Genomic DNA, 16,022 nt, shown 5'->3' with positions numbered 1-16,022 from the left:
AAAAACCTTTTTCAAAATTGTACAGGCCTGCAAAAGACACATGTAAATAAAGATGCATAAATGGCCCATTAGAAAAACGCAATATTCTTGCAATGCGCCATGTGTATACTGGAGGCCACACCCTTTGTTGAGGGCGTCATTCCAAAACAGACTGTGAATGGTAACACAAAATCGGCCTATCTGATTTCACTTCCACCCCATTCAACAACAGTAAAGCCTTCGCGCTCAGGTGCTTTAAAGCTCTGTGCTGGTAAATCTACATATTTATCAGTGCCATACCAAGTCATAAACACTCTAATTTCTGTGTCAGGAGAAGGATTAACATTCAATTTAGAATGATTTGTATATTGCTCGTTCTGGAAGCAAATTACATTATATGGATTCTCCTCCATCTTTGGCAGCCAAAAATCTATAAATTCAGCTGATTCGGCTTCATTAAGTCCAAGCTGTGCCAGTGCATCCCAAAGAAATGCTTCTGTATCTTCACCCTTAACGCAAAATCCTTCGTTAATTGAATAGCTGGCATTAGGTATGCCTTCCCAGAATAGGTAATCATAGGAATTATCTCCTAAATAAATAGTACCATCCCTATCTGCTGTCACATTCCAGCCGTTTATGATATTGAATTCAGGGTCAAGCTCTGTAAATACACCATCATAGTCAAGCTGCACTGATACGTCAGTATCATCAGATTCAGGATAGAGATAAATGACAGGCTTCAACTCTTCCTGTTGAACTGGAATAGGCTCATCTTCTGCTTCATAAGGATTTTCTAGAGCATTTTCCAAATCCTTCTTTGAGTGTATCTCGTGACACTTATCATAACTCACAGCATATGCATAATCAAAATCATACACTTCCATATAATCTTCGTATTCTTCAAGGGTCACTTCTTCGTCATTTATACGGAATATCATGTCATCCCCACGAATGACTTCCTCAATTTTAAAATTTAAAACAGCCTTACCATCTTCCATGGAATATACATTTTCGCATAAAACACTATCTTCACCGTCAGCATAACTTGTTGACGTAAAGAAGAGGTTGCTCATATCTTCGTAATAGAAAAGCTCATCGGTCTTACATAGAACGTTTTCATCATCAAAAAGGGCTACTACCTTTTGGCCGTAATATGTGTACACATAAATATTATCTGTAGAAGAAAAATCTTCCATTATCACAAGCTCATAATTGGCACCTTGATCGAGTTTAACAAGAGTCATAGCATAACCGCCATCAGGATATTTTTCATTTAAAAAATCCTCATAAGCCTGAAGTTCAGTATGTGACTCTAACCCATTATTGTAAATCTTCGGAGGTTCTTCCCTGTTTAAATTTACATCTTCCGTCCCGCAACCTAATAGCATAAATCCAGACATAAAAGTTAACAAAATACGAAACCAATTCATAGCTCTCCCTCCAATCTATCCTTTTCTTTTTCGTTGATAATAAAGCGTTCTGCTTCTCCAGTGCAGCCACCGTCGGCATCATAAATAATAAGCTCATTACCTGACATCAAAAAATTCTTGTATTCATAATAGTATATATATCTATCCAAAAACTCATCTGTATGGGCAGAGTATTTAACACCGTCTACATATTTTGTAGCCTCACTCTGTCCTAAGAAAAACACAAGTCCTGGAAGATAAAGAACAATGCAAAGAGTAAACGTAACTGCACCGACAGCAAGGTATAATGCTGTTTTGCCGTTTTCCCCTATAGAGAGATTATGAATTGATAGAATAATGCCTCCCACTATCCCAACAATAGAAATAAGCACAGCACCTTGTAGTACAAAAAATCTAAATCTCAGATGAAAGAAACTTAACAGAAAATGTAACAGAACATATACTGCAATAAAAATTAAAGTAGATAAAAAAACATGTTTCTTAATCCAATCAATCTTTCCCATAACATTCCCCGCTTATGTAAAATCTATAGTTCTGTCAGCATATTTATCTACCGCATCTACGTAGTTCTTTTTCCAATTGTTCGGATCAACATATATATCTATAGGGTCGCCAACTTTGTAGCAATTATTAGGATTAAAAGACAAAAGATTGCTTTTAAACTTATACAACAAATTTTTAGATGAATCATTATACTCACAATAAATTCGGTATGGATGGACTCCATTAATCTCAAATCTCATGTCTCTGCTCATTTCTGTTATTACACCAGAAATCTTCATTCCATTCTCTAATAGATATTTTACTTTACCTTTTCTAATTAAATGAAATGCTAACATTGATATACCGATTATTAAAAATACTCCGCCAACACCTGAAAAAATTATCAAAAACATATAGCTAGCGCTTTTTATTGTAATATTATAAGGATCATCGGGATCACATATAATCTCGATTTCTTCACCTTCATGCATGCCTTGAGTGTATACATTCAAATAAACATCCTTATACTCTACTCCTTCATATTCGAAATCAACATAGACATCATGTTTATGACGATTACTTCCTCCGAAGGAATGAATATATGAAATTTCAGCATCTACTTCAACACCCTTTGAAATAAAGTCATTCGTTCTAACATAAAACATTATTCCAATTAAAAAAAATACCGTACCGAAAATTGTTAAAAATATCCCCAGAAATATAGCTATAGCACTTGTTGAATTCTTTCTCATAAAATTAAACTCCTAAAAAAAATCTATTGTTCATAAAAAACTGTGTCATCAGTCAAATTAGTGGTAAGCTCATCTCCATCAATGTTAATCTCAAATCGAAATGTCATACCACAGGTGCCTGCATCCAAATATACATCATAGTCATATCCAGAACTACCGGATTCAGAAATACTGTCATACCTTTGTTCTACCATTACATCAGTAACTGTTACTCGTCGAATACCCTCTTCATCTATGAAGAACTCCACAACTTCTCCATCATCAGATTTCCATGTTCCTAGCAAGGTGTCAAACAACTTTTGCTCACGTTCTTTCTTATCTTTAATTGAAAGAGCCATTTCCCTTTGCTCTTCCTTTTCTTCTTGAGTATAAAATCTATTTGTATTACCTATCACATGTTCTCCGCCTGCAGTATCATAAACTGTGAGAATCTCCGCATAACTTCTACCATTCAGATATCTAAATTCAAATAGACAATCAGATTTTCTCATAGTAAAAGATGTTATATTATAGGGATTATCTGCTTTGATAATAATTTTGTGGCCATCAACTGTCACATCAAGATTATCATCAAACTGGCAATATTCTAAATCTTCCCACTCACCATCCCATGTCAACACCAATTTATCTCGATAGTATTCCGATTTCACCAGATAAAATGTTGTGATACCATCATCTTTGCCGGTCTCCCTGTAGTTATATGTCTTTTTTGAATAATCCATTTTAGTTATTAGTACTAGCACGATAGAGACCGCAATCACAGCTAAAACTTTTATTACAGTATTCTTTGTGCATAATCCTATTTTAATTACTTTTAGGATTGATAGAATTATCGCAGCTGCCTGAAATACAAATGCCTGTAGTGGCATTATAAACTGAAGGAGAAATGCAGCAACATGAAAATCAGGAATGATATATAACGTTGCAAATTCTATAGCAAAAAGGGCAATTACTCCCAGGAAATACTTTGCAAGGAACTTAAACATATTAGGCTCCTTATACGCCAAAAATACTCCGATCACGACCATTGCAAATGTAAAAAATGCATACAGAATAAACATATATTATCCCCACAAACCCAACTCCAAATTAATAGTTAACTTGCTAATATAGCCTTCGCTTCAGCCTTCTTAATCTTAGCTCCTCTTTCACAGATTGGACAAATCTCGTAATACTTTGATGAAAGTGGAAGTATAGGCAAAAAGAACAATGTAAAATATAATCTATGTCTAATAATTTTATAGTGTGAACTATTGTTGCAATGAGGGCAGCAATAAATCTTACTAAGATTAATTCCTAATTCCTTATTCATATGTTTCCAACCATAAATAATCATAATAAATCTCCCTTATCATTAGATATTATGGTAGTATATTAATACTTTTAAAAATCCTTGTCAATACTAAATGGTTTAATAAAAGAAAAGGGGCCGCCGGAAGGGCAGCCCTAAAAAATGAATGAATCTCAGATATTCAATTATTATTCTTCGTCAACATCTTTAATCTTGTTAGCTCGACGTTCAACTTCTTTAGCCTGTACATCAGATGGTACCTGCTCATAACGAGCTAACTCGTAAGAAAATGTACCATAACCACCAGTCATAGAACGAAGTGTTGTATCGTAGCCGTAAAGCTCAGCCATAGGAACTTCCGCCAAGATTTCAGTCTTACCTGCTGTTTCTGTTGGATTCATACCAAGAACACGACCACGTCTCTTGTTAAGATCACCCATTACATCACCGGTATAGCTATCAGGAACAACTACCTTTAGAGTTTCGATAGGCTCAAGAAGGATTGGATTAGCCTTCATGATACCTTCCTTGAAAGCTCCCTTTGCTGCAACTTTAAATGCCATTTCAGATGAGTCTACTGGATGGTAGCTTCCATCATATAGATTAGCGTGAATACCAACAACAGGATAAGCAGCAAGTGGTCCAGCAAGTACAGCTTCCTGCAAGCCCTTCTCAACAGCTGGGAAGTAATTCTTTGGAACTGCACCACCAACTACTGATTCAGTAAAGTTGTAGTGCTCTTCCATATTGCCAGATGGCTCAAATGTCATCTTTACATGGCCATACTGACCATGGCCACCAGTCTGTTTCTTATACTTGTACTCTACATCAGCCTTACCTCTAATAGTCTCTTTGAATGCAATCTTTGGCTGACTAAGCTCAATGTCTACTTTATATTTTTCATTAAGCTTCTGTACCAGCATATCAATGTGTCTATCACCAATTCCATAAATCAGCGACTGGCTGTTCTCCCCGTCATTAACAACCTTAAGTGTAAGGTCCTCTGCACAAAGCTTCGCAAGTGCCTGTGCAATTTTATCTTCATCTCCCTTGTTTTTAGCCTTATATCGTTTATACGTATATGGCACTGAAAGTGGTGTTCTAATATAAAGGATTGGATTAGCCTTTGTAGAAAGTGAATCAGTTGTTCCAACCTTCTGAAGCTTAGAAAGAGCACCTATATCACCTGCGTGAAGTTCAGGAACTTCTTCTGCCTTACTTCCTGTTAAAACATATAGCTTACCAATCTTCTCTTCTGTCTCCTTATGCTTGTTGTATAGTAAATCATCTGTCTTAAGGACACCTGAATTAACCTTGATAAGTGAATACTTTCCAACGAATGGATCAACGATAGTCTTGAAGCAATATGCACTCTTTGGTTTAGAAAAATCGTAGTCTGCTTCATAAACCTCATTCGTATTTGCGTTAATTCCAGAAATCTTTCTATCTTCTGGACTTGGAAGATATTTAACGATATCAACAAGCATTGTGTACTGGCCACGATTAAGTGTGTTAGAACCCATCATTACTGGAACTATGTCGCCTGTGCCAACATTTGCTCGAAGAGCCTGACGAATCTCATCTTCAGAGAACTCTTCTCCGCCGAAATATCTGTCCATGAATTCCTCTGAAGTCTCAGCAACAGATTCCATCAATGCTTCACGATATTTCTCTAAGTATTCTTTATTATAGTCTGGCACATCGCAATGCTCTGGTGCTCCGTCGCCCTTCCAACGCTTACCTATCTGCTGAATAACATTTACATAGCCAACAAACTCTCCATTCTCTCTAATTGGAAGATGGAAAGGAGCAATCTTTTTGCCATAAAGTTCCTGAAGTTCTTCAACGATTTCTCTATAGCTGGCATCATCTATATCCATGTCAGTTACAAAAACCATTCTTGGAAGATTAAACTTATCGCACATCTCCCATGCCTTTTTTGTACCAACCTCAATTCCGCTTTTACCTGAAATAACAATAATAGCTGCGTCAGCTGCGCTAACAGCTTCCTCAACTTCTCCGACGAAATCAAAATAACCTGGTGTGTCTAGGAAATTAATCTTAGTGTCGCCCCATACGATTGGTGCTAAAGATGTGTAGATAGAAAACTTGTTTTTCTGCTCCAACTTGTCGTAGTCACTAATGGTATTACCAGCCTCGATAGTGCCTGGCTTGCTGATTTGACCAGCTAGAAAAGCCATTGATTCGATGAGACTGGTTTTGCCCGCCCCGCTATGGCCGAGTAACACAACATTTCTAATTTTGTCCGTAGTAAAAACCTTCATGTGTTTTACCTCCCAATTATTATTTGACGCCTTTACCCCGCTGCGCCACGTTGTCTTAAAACTTATTTATATTTTAACGAATATTCGGACTATTTACAATCAATAAATGTGATATTATATAAATATATTCGTACTTTAAATCGCTAAAGTGAGGGACAATAATTATGAAAACAAAAACAATTGGCTTTGTAGGTTTAGGTCTAATCGGAGGAAGTATCGCAAAAGCGATATTAAAAACTTATCCAAACACCAGGATTCTTGCTACAGCATCAAGAGAATCTACTATTGAAACAGCATTTGAAGAGCGTCTTATCGACAACAACGGATTGCTTAAGATTCATCAATTCGGTCAGTGCGATATTATTTTTCTATGCTCTCCTGTTAAAGTCAATTGCGATTATTTGCGTAAACTAAAAGAGGTTGTTAAGCCTGATTGCATTATCACTGATGTAGGTTCTGTCAAAGGTGATATTACTGCAGTTGCCCGAGAGCTAAATATAACAAATCAATTTATAGGTGGACATCCTATGACAGGATCTGAGCTCACAGGTCTTGACCATTCATCTGCCTCTCTTTTAGAAAATGCATACTACATTCTCACTGCAGACCCTGAAATGAATCAGGACACCTACAGTGAATTTGCCGAATATATAAAAAGTCTGGGTGCTATTCCAATCCAGCTTACACCAGAGGAACATGATGAAGCCACTGCCACTGTATCTCATTTACCACATGTAGTTGCAGCGGCCCTTGTTAATCTTGTAAATGATAACGATGACGACAGAAAGATTTGTAAGACTATTGCTGCAGGTGGATTCAAGGATATCACTCGTATAGCTTCTGGCTCTCCTACTATGTGGCAGCACATCTTTTTAAGCAATAAGGATGCAGTGTTAAAGCTGATTTCTGATTTCAAAAAGGAGCTGACACAATTCGAGATTGCTATCGCTGATGCAGACGAAAACGAGATTTTAGATCTTTGGACAAAGGCCAAGGATTATCGTGATTCCATCACAATCCCTGATAGCGCTCACTCAAGATTCTTCGAATTATACTGCGACATTGATGATAAACCAGGTACACTTGTTGGTGTATTACAGTTATTAGCAAACGCAGATATCAGTGTTAAAAATATAGATATCATTCATAACCGAGAGTTTGAGCCTGGTGTACTGAGAATCGAGTTTTACAATCAGGATTCACTCAACAAGGCTCGCACTGTATTAACACACAACAACTACTACGTAAGGCAGAGGACAAATTAATGGCAATTACTAAAGCAAAAAGTATAAAGGGTGAAATTACTATCCCAGGAGATAAATCAATCAGCCACCGCGGCGTAATGTTTGGCGCCATTTCTGAAGGCATTACAGAGCTGACAGGATTTTTAGATGGAGCTGATTGTCGCTCTACTATAGGCTGCTTTCGCGCTATGGGAATCGATATAACTCAAGAGGCTGATCATGTAATCATTCACGGAAAAGGATTAAACGGCCTCTCACAGCCTAGCGCCATGCTAGATGTTGGAAATAGCGGCACAACCACACGTCTGATATCCGGTATTCTTGCAGGACAAGACTTTGTCAGTTCATTAAATGGGGATGAATCCATTCAAAAGCGTCCTATGGGACGAATCATCACCCCTTTAACTGAGATGGGCGCATATATCAAATCAATAAAAGACAACGGCTGCGCTCCACTTGAAATTGGCGGTTCAAAACTAAGTGCTATCCACTACAATTCTCCTGTGGCAAGCGCTCAAGTAAAATCATGTGTTTTACTTGCAGGATTATATGCAGATGGAACCACTAGTGTTACCGAACCTGTTGTATCACGCAATCACACCGAGCTTATGCTTTCAGGCTTTGGCGCTGATATTACATCAAAAGGTCTCACTGCATCTATTGTGGGTGGTCCTAAATTGATTGGACAAAAAATCGCCGTACCAGGTGATATTTCTTCTGCAGCTTACTTTATTGTAGCCGGCCTTATCTGCGATAATGCAGATTTACTTATCAAAAACGTAAATACGAATCCTACTCGAGCTGGTATCATCAAAGTTGCTCAGGCTATGGGTGGTAACATAGAACTACTTAATGAGCGCATCATCAGTGGTGAGCCTGTTGCAGACATTCATGTCACAACAAGCCATCTTCACGGCTGCGAAGTATCGGGAGACATCATCCCTACCCTTATTGATGAGCTTCCAGTAATCGCTGTCATGGCTGCATGTGCTGATGGTACAACCACTATAAAAGATGCTGCTGAGCTTAAAGTAAAAGAAAGTGACCGTATTGCTACAGTCACTGAGAATCTAAAAAATATGGGATGTGACATCACCCCTACAGATGATGGTATGATAATCGTTGGCGGCAAACCACTTCACGGCACTACCGTAAATACGTATTTAGATCATCGCATTGCAATGTCATTTGCCATTGCAGGCCTTGTTGCAGACGGCGAAACCACATTTGATAACGAGGCATGCTGCTCTATATCATATCCAGATTTCTTTAAAACAATTGGAGCTATCGTAAATCGATAGCTCCATAATTTATTCCATAGTTTCCACTTCTTTATCTACCAATACAAACTCGCCATCCTGATATTCATAAGTAAACTTTGAGTGCTGGACAGCACTATCCCTAGAATATCCATATATACATTTTTCAGATTCGTTTAGCTCATAATTTGGTATATCTTCAAATGATGGAGTGTATATATATCGTCCATTGTTTTCATTGTATACATATGCACAATAGATAGCCGCGCCCTGGTTACCTGCTCTACCTAATGAAATCAAAATATCTTTGTTTCCATCGAATGAAACATCCTGGTAAACAACTTCAAATCCGCATACATCATGTGTGTATCTATCAGCATAAAGATCAGATTTTGAAGGATAGTCTACAACAAGGCAAGTAACTGCACCATCTAAAGCCTTAGCATAAATATAGTCCATACAATGAGCATACTCACCATCATCTGGATTTGTATTCTGAATTGCAACTCTGTACACTGTATGTTCATCATCTATCCATTCTTCGTGCTCTACTTCACATCCTTTTGGAATAATTAGATTTTCATCTTTGAATTCTTCTATTGATTCTCCATAAGTTTTATACTCTAGATTGGTCATATGCCATTTCTTATCCTGGCAATAAGCTGTTCCAATAAAAGATTCATAGCCAACTGGTCCAGCATCTGGAACCACATTAACAGTATTTACTCTAATCCCCTTAACGATATTTTCTTCCTCAAAACCTGTAGGCGCATTAACTTCAACAAGCTCGCAATTGAAAATAGTGTCTCCTCTATAATTAGAAAGCTCCTCAAAAGGGAACACCTGCTCAACATCATTATTAGATACTTCATAAGCATAGTACATGTTGTTTTCACCGAGAGTGTTTGTAAAATAGCCATTAATGACATATTCATCTTCAGAATCATTATCAATATCCAGCATTTCCATTCCTGTTATGGAAATTGGAAATGCTAAATCAAACTCTTTTTTTGAACCATCTGGTAATTCAAATTTAATTACAGTATCCTCATCGTGAGGATATTCATCGATATCATTATTCCAAGTTACTAACACTTCATCTGACTGATTTTCTTCAGATTTTTGTTTCGAAGTCTTTTCTTCTTTATCTTGTTTTTCTTTTATTTCTGACTCTTCATTGGTTTCAGTTCCACAAGCTACGAAGCTGAAACTTAGCAAAATTAGACTACATAATATACAAATTCTTTTAAATTTCATTAATCTAGTCCTCTCCACATTAGAATTGTATCATCATTGTTCTTCGTACCATGCAGGTTCGAGATTGCCATTTGTATCAATATAGTTATAAAGGTTAGATTCTTTACTTTCTTTGATACGAGCTTGGCTACGATCGCCAGACAATTGACAATAATAATATTCTGTATTGATTACAGAACCATCAAGCCTAATAATATCAAGCTTATCATCCTCTCTAACTGCCCAGAACGTATCATATTCATCGGATCTAGAAATATCTTTATAACCTTCCGAAACAATCAGATTACCGTTTAAATCTGCCAAATACTGGCGATAATTATCATCCTCACGTGATGTCAAGATAAAGTAATTCAGTTTTCCATCACTGTCAGCCTTGGCAAAGCACTTACTATATTTATCAGAAGAAAATATAAGTTCTGCATCTCCATAGAAAGCCTCTAATGTATATTTATCGTAGTCAATATCATCATCGTACTTTGCAAAGCAAGCAATATCCCCACACTTTTCTACCTGATGAAAATTTCCTTCAAACTTTTCGCCATTATATTTTACCAAGCGTTCTATTCCAGAGCGTAAACCATATATAAAAATCCTTGCCTCATCATAAAACTTAATTTCATTTGGACTCTCGTTTAATAATGATTCTCCTTTTGAATTTACAACATCAAGCTCTGTGTTGTTATAGTTTGACACCATAGATACTTCAAAATCTCTTTGACCACTGAAGTATCGAAACTTTGGCATTGTAATTAAATCGCCATTCTCACTAATGATTCCATAACGATCATTGTAGTAACTGTGGTAAACAGCAACACCATTTTCAAAATAGGTATTCTTGCTAGTGGTAACAAATTGTCCATCCTCATGACTGTATTCCCAAATTAAAAGCCTATGTCTTTCGGAATCATTTAGATTACCTTCAGAAATCAAGTCGTTTAATATTTTCTGACGTGTGGACGTCCTCGCCTTTACGATATATGGAACTTTGAGGACTTCTTTACCATTTAAATCAACAAAATGCCTGTCATAATCATAAGCAATGCCTGAATAATCAAACTCTAAAGGTCCATTATATATTGGGCCTGTACTTACGCCAGTTTTTAGATTTATTAATCCATATTTCAATCTAGAAAAACCGGATCTACTAGGCATAAGATTTTTAACACTATACAGGTATACGCTATATTGATTGCTATCTGGCAGGTAATATCCAACATTCCTAAAATCTTCTACAGATGTCTGCTCACTAAGCACATTTCCGTTTTCATCCAAAAGCTGAATATCACCATTTTTATAGGTGTAGTTCATGAATAAAAAGCAAATAAACGCAATAAATAAAACACCGTATCCCACTCTTTTTATAATTCGTATTTTCGGATTATATTCATATTCTATTGGAAGCTGATATGAAAAAACATGCTTTCTAAGATAATTAACCACCACAATAAAGAAGACAAATCTAATTATCAGCATTAAATATACAAGATATAAAAAGAATGTATATTTTATGCATGCCTCCAAAATAAAACTGCCTATAACAAGTCCATGTACAATAAACCAATTCTGCTTAAGCTTTACAAAGTCCTCATATACCTCAACATTTAGTTTGCCATCCTCTATCAAAGATGCAATTCCGCAGAACTCTAGAATGCACTTACAAACAAACATAATATAAACAGCATCATTCTTTATTGTTGGATAATTTGAAAAAGTGCACAAGAATACCTCGATAGCATCGCAAGCTATAATCATAGTAAATAGCTTAGCAGCAAAAGAAAATCTTCTATCTTTTCTAACTAAAAGTTCCTTAAAAAGCCACACTATCGCAATCTTTATTAGATACATGGCAATATCCATTTGTTCAAAAATTGGATATGTGTAAAAGCCAGCCACATGAACTATTGCATTTATAGAACAAAAAACAACATATCCCCCCAGTACAATGCCTATAGGTAAGTTCCACAACTTATCTTTAAATTTCATTATTCTCCCTTTCAAATACGACTCTAGTCCGTATCTTAAAAACTATGGCCACCTCCCGAGTGTCCTCCACCGGAAGAACCGCCGCTAGAGAAGCCTCCACCTCCTCCAGAAAATCCGCCTCCGGAGAATCCTCCACTATAGCCTCCTCCAGAGCTACTACCAAAACTACTAGACCCACTATTATCAGAGTAACGTGGAGTTTTGGTAGTCTTAGTAATCTCACACTTGGATGTAATCATGCTTCCCTTCATCTCAACATCCTTGATATAAGGCTGTGGTTTGATTTCTGAACGTTCTATCATAGCAAAAAAGAATGTTCCAAGGAAACCTATTATTACTGATAATATTGCAGTTACAATCCATCGCATTGGACGAGGCACTGCGATTTCATTTAAATGATTATTAACCTGAATTAACGCATTATAAAAACAATTGTAATACTGCTGATTAGTAGCATAAGTATATACGTTATCAGTAATGTCATATGCATCTGAATTTGTAAGTTCATACTGTATTTGGCCATATCCCTGAAGATAGATTGTTCGAGTATACATATCGATAATCATTGCGATACCATCTTCATTTTCAGGAAATTCAGATGTGTAGAAACCCTCAAGCATCTTATCAACATCTTTACCATAAAGGTTAGATTCATTTGTGACCACATAATAATTAATATCAGGATCAAAGCTTCTTAGAAGATTATCAAGATTCTCTTCCTCTTTATCACTTAAAAGATCTGCATTATCTTCAACCAAAACATTACTATTTGCATTAGACTGAATTGGCATAAACAGCAAGAATGCAGACATAGCAAAAATTGCAAGCTTATATATCTTACGCATTTTCAAGACCGCCTCCCTTCTTAGCAAACTGAGGTAGACGATGTGTCGAAAACCTATTGTATTGATCTACTATCTCATTAATTGAAACAAAAATTACAATGGCACTGATTGAAAGAGCTCCATAATAAAAAATATCTTCTGGAAAATCCAACCATCTGGTAAAGGCTGCCATTGCCCAGCCTAAAAATCCTACAAATATAGTTCTCTTACTTCCAAAGCCCGCAAGAAATATAGCTATAATCATAAAGCCTGTACCAGCCATAAATGAGAATATACCTGTGTAGTCATATGTAGTTCTTACTCTATCGATAACCAAACCTGTAATTCCGATAACGAGACCAAGAAGTATGCACGTTGTAATTATGCTATAAAGATTTACACAAATCTTTTTAAAATCTATGTGAAACTTTCTTTTACTAACAAAGAATCCTTTATCTTCAATGTGGTTATCTTTCTTGTATGTACTATTGGCAAGATATCCGCCAAACATCGAAATGAATCCAGAAATAAAGGCACTAATACCACATAAGCCTTTTGCCTGATAACTGATATTTGCAAGATAACTAAATCCAATCAAGACAATAAATGTTACTATAGATACCACCAGCGACACAGTAAAAAGTTTTCTTTTATCGATAGGAATATCAGTATATACGGTACCATTAGTACCATTAATAATAGAATAACTTACTCTATCTTTACATTTACTGGTCAAGAAATAGAACGGGAAGTAAGCACCATGAATATCCGTTTCTTTTACCCCGTTTTCAATCTGGCCTCTAATTTTGTCTATTTCCTCAAAATAATCACACTTAAATCCATGGTTCTCAAAAGAAGCTTTCTGAATGAGTTTATCGACTACAAGATTCGATGCTTCCTCCTCATACAAATCTAAATCTACAGATGAATTCTCAACGAAAGCCCCCGCCAAATAATTAGGATTAAAAGTCTTCAGATTATGCATTGGAAATGGCTCCAGCAGACATGCTATAGAATCGTCCAGCCCTTGTGACGCATCATAAGGAACCATCATTGAACCAACTCTCATTCCAACAGTTATTTCTGCCTTGTCAGTAATATAATAATCTGTTGTTGAATAGCTTTTTACTCCATCATAAGTGATAGTTTTATCGATTTGATAGTTATATAGATAATATGGCACATACATACTGACAATCTTATCTATATTATCCTGTTCCAGCAAACCATCTGGAATGAAATGAATTCCTTTAGTATACTCACTTAACTGATTTTTTACATCCTTCTTGCTATATGTAAATGGAAGGATGAATTTTGGAGTACCCTTTGATGAAAAATTCTCCTGCATTGTGGCCTGATTACCGCAAAAGGGGCAAAATGCCATACCATCATTGTCAATTAACTGAATCTCTCCGCCGCAAGTAGGGCAGATAAATACATTCGTATTTACGTTATCTACCCCTATGCCATCATCTGGTTTATATTCTTCTACATCAAACAATGAATTGCAGGAAGTGCAGGATAGTTGTGCTTTTTCCGGCGAATATCTAAGCTGTCCTCCGCAATTTGGACAGGGAAATCTTGTTGCCATTAAATTATTATTCTCCTCAAACTAGTCGTATTACTTTAACTTAATATCTTCCTCCAGAACCTTTGTCTTCTTGCCATCATAAACGCAGTAATCAAGGGAATACTTGCCATCATGCTCGTGCTGCTTGCAATAAGTAATCCTAGAAATATCTGAAAGATTTCGATTATCTACTAATGTGTTATTCAACAGTACCTTATTATCAATCTTTTCGTAGTCCTTATCGCCAAAGGAATATTTACACAATGTCATTGTGTCATGTGATGAATAATTTCTATCTTCTTTCCTATTCTTAAAGAAATAAATTGTAGAATGATTATCGCTGGCAAACTTTAAATCATAAGCTGGATAGCTTGAATTATATGCAGATTTATAACTCTCTACATTGCCACAAATCTTTTTTGCTTCACTGCCATGCTTAACAACATATAAATCCTGAAGGCCATCATCTGAAGCATTTTTTACATAATAAATGTATCCATTGCCAGAAGTTGGATCTATAGCTACAACATCATCGTCAATCTCTTTTTCATTCTTTATTCTAGAACCATTAAGTTTAGCTTCATAAAGATTATCATGCTTATCTATGTAATAAAGGTAACCGTTTGAAATAATAGCTCCCTTTAAATCATCAATGATTTCTTTTGTATTATATTTCTTATCCACATAAGTAACCTGATACTCAAGATAATCATCTTCATCCATTAATGCTGATCTACTATGATAATTATCATTGTATTCATCATAATCATCTGTAGTTACAAGATAGTACTCTTTAGCAGTATCAGTTGTATTTTTGATATCTGTATTCTTCGTATATACGTTAACAATGTCATTATCTAAATCAAGCTCGTGTAATTTTTGCTTTTCATCTAAAAAGTATCCACTATGCTTATCATTACTTGCCATAAGAAATCCTGTGTTTGTACCTAGGATATTATTCATATAGATATTCGAATACTTACCTTCCATATTTACAGAACAGAGTTTTTCTGAATCGTTTCCCTTAGTAATATAGACTTTTGCTTTATCATCATTACAAGATGCATATATCACATTACCCTTTTCATTAACAGATAAGATTCTTGTGTATTCAGCATCATCTATTTCACATATTGTTATATCCTTCGAACCGTTCCAAGCCTTTAATTCTTCATCCTCAGAATCTACAAAATATATAATATCATTATTGCCATCGTTTAGAGGCCAATATACAAATTGTGGCTCGCAATCTAATGTTTCGCCTGTTTCTATGCATGCGTATCCATAGTTCATTCCTTCAGTTGCATATGAAACAAAATTACCTTCATAGTTGTAAAGCATAATACAATCTTTAGCGATTTTTTTCTTATGTTCCCATTTAAGATCAGATACATACAGATTTTCGTCTTTATCCAAAACAATGAGTTTTTTCTCATCATTTGATAAAACAACATCCATTGCATCATCTACAGTAACAATCTTTCCATTTGATAAAGCTACATGAGCTACATCATCTTCATCAACTATTCCGCGCATGCTCACTTTTTCAGACCATTCTTGTGAGCCTGAGTTTGAAGAAATGCAAATAATTCCACCTACTACGGCCACTGTTGCCACAGCTGCAACACCTATTAATCCTATTTGTTTTTTATTCATCATCATCCT

General features: G+C 35.9%; 13 protein-coding genes. 2 read left to right on the top strand and 11 right to left on the bottom strand.

The annotated features are described in order from the left end of the window. Positions 1-176: 176 nt before the first annotated feature. The 6 genes from T498_RS17090 to T498_RS0111980 form a co-directional block, all read right to left on the bottom strand. On the bottom strand, positions 177-1,409 hold the full coding sequence (locus tag T498_RS17090) for a hypothetical protein (protein ID WP_081779760.1): 1,233 nt from the start codon (positions 1,407-1,409) through the stop codon (positions 177-179). Then, the gene (locus T498_RS0112000; RefSeq protein WP_028236122.1) at positions 1,406-1,912 is read right to left on the bottom strand and encodes a hypothetical protein; all 507 of its coding nucleotides are present in this window, start codon (positions 1,910-1,912) and stop codon (positions 1,406-1,408) included. Before T498_RS0112000 ends, T498_RS17090 begins: the two co-directional genes overlap by 4 nt. 12 nt (positions 1,913-1,924) lie before the next feature. Next, the gene (locus T498_RS0111995; RefSeq protein ID WP_028236121.1) at positions 1,925-2,644 is read right to left on the bottom strand and encodes a DUF3592 domain-containing protein; all 720 of its coding nucleotides are present in this window, start codon (positions 2,642-2,644) and stop codon (positions 1,925-1,927) included. A gap of 23 nt (positions 2,645-2,667) precedes the next feature. Further along, a complete protein-coding gene (locus tag T498_RS0111990) occupies positions 2,668-3,630 on the bottom strand; it encodes a hypothetical protein (RefSeq protein ID WP_155951068.1) in 963 nt (320 codons plus the stop codon). A gap of 110 nt (positions 3,631-3,740) precedes the next feature. Beyond that, on the bottom strand, positions 3,741-3,980 hold the full coding sequence (locus T498_RS15745; protein WP_051524753.1) for a zinc-ribbon domain-containing protein: 240 nt from the start codon (positions 3,978-3,980) through the stop codon (positions 3,741-3,743). Positions 3,981-4,123: 143 nt separating this feature from the next. Beyond that, on the bottom strand, positions 4,124-6,220 hold the full coding sequence (locus tag T498_RS0111980; RefSeq protein ID WP_028236119.1) for an elongation factor G: 2,097 nt from the start codon (positions 6,218-6,220) through the stop codon (positions 4,124-4,126). A gap of 164 nt (positions 6,221-6,384) precedes the next feature. Between T498_RS0111980 and T498_RS0111975 the strand changes: the two genes are divergently transcribed. Next, positions 6,385-7,485, top strand: a complete 1,101-nt coding sequence (locus T498_RS0111975) for a prephenate dehydrogenase (protein ID WP_028236118.1) — start codon at positions 6,385-6,387, stop codon at positions 7,483-7,485. Beyond that, a complete protein-coding gene (gene aroA / locus T498_RS0111970) occupies positions 7,485-8,765 on the top strand; it encodes a 3-phosphoshikimate 1-carboxyvinyltransferase (protein ID WP_028236117.1) in 1,281 nt (426 codons plus the stop codon). The genes T498_RS0111975 and aroA overlap by 1 nt, the downstream gene beginning before the upstream one ends. 9 nt (positions 8,766-8,774) lie before the next feature. On the opposite strand, the gene T498_RS0111965 is transcribed toward aroA, so the two are convergent. Genes T498_RS0111965 through T498_RS0111945 form a run of 5 tightly spaced genes read right to left on the bottom strand, consistent with a single transcriptional unit; the run spans position 8,775 to position 16,013 of the window. Next, complete coding sequence (locus tag T498_RS0111965; protein ID WP_028236116.1) at positions 8,775-9,980, bottom strand: XAC2610-related protein; 1,206 nt, start codon at positions 9,978-9,980, stop codon at positions 8,775-8,777. A gap of 33 nt (positions 9,981-10,013) precedes the next feature. Beyond that, complete coding sequence (locus T498_RS0111960; RefSeq protein WP_028236115.1) at positions 10,014-11,963, bottom strand: hypothetical protein; 1,950 nt, start codon at positions 11,961-11,963, stop codon at positions 10,014-10,016. Positions 11,964-11,998: 35 nt separating this feature from the next. Next, on the bottom strand, positions 11,999-12,808 hold the full coding sequence (locus T498_RS0111955; RefSeq protein ID WP_028236114.1) for a TPM domain-containing protein: 810 nt from the start codon (positions 12,806-12,808) through the stop codon (positions 11,999-12,001). Then, positions 12,801-14,378, bottom strand: coding sequence for a hypothetical protein (locus T498_RS0111950; protein WP_028236113.1), 1,578 nt, complete (start codon positions 14,376-14,378; stop codon positions 12,801-12,803). The genes T498_RS0111955 and T498_RS0111950 overlap by 8 nt, the downstream gene beginning before the upstream one ends. A 30-nt stretch (positions 14,379-14,408) precedes the next feature. Continuing rightward, positions 14,409-16,013, bottom strand: coding sequence for a hypothetical protein (locus tag T498_RS0111945; protein WP_028236112.1), 1,605 nt, complete (start codon positions 16,011-16,013; stop codon positions 14,409-14,411). Positions 16,014-16,022 lie beyond the last annotated feature (9 nt).

Origin of the sequence: Pseudobutyrivibrio sp. MD2005 (assembly GCF_000621865.1) — a bacterium.
Taxonomy (GTDB): domain Bacteria; phylum Bacillota; class Clostridia; order Lachnospirales; family Lachnospiraceae; genus Pseudobutyrivibrio.
Note: the sequence above shows the minus strand (reverse complement) of the source record. Positions and strands in the feature narration are given on the sequence as shown.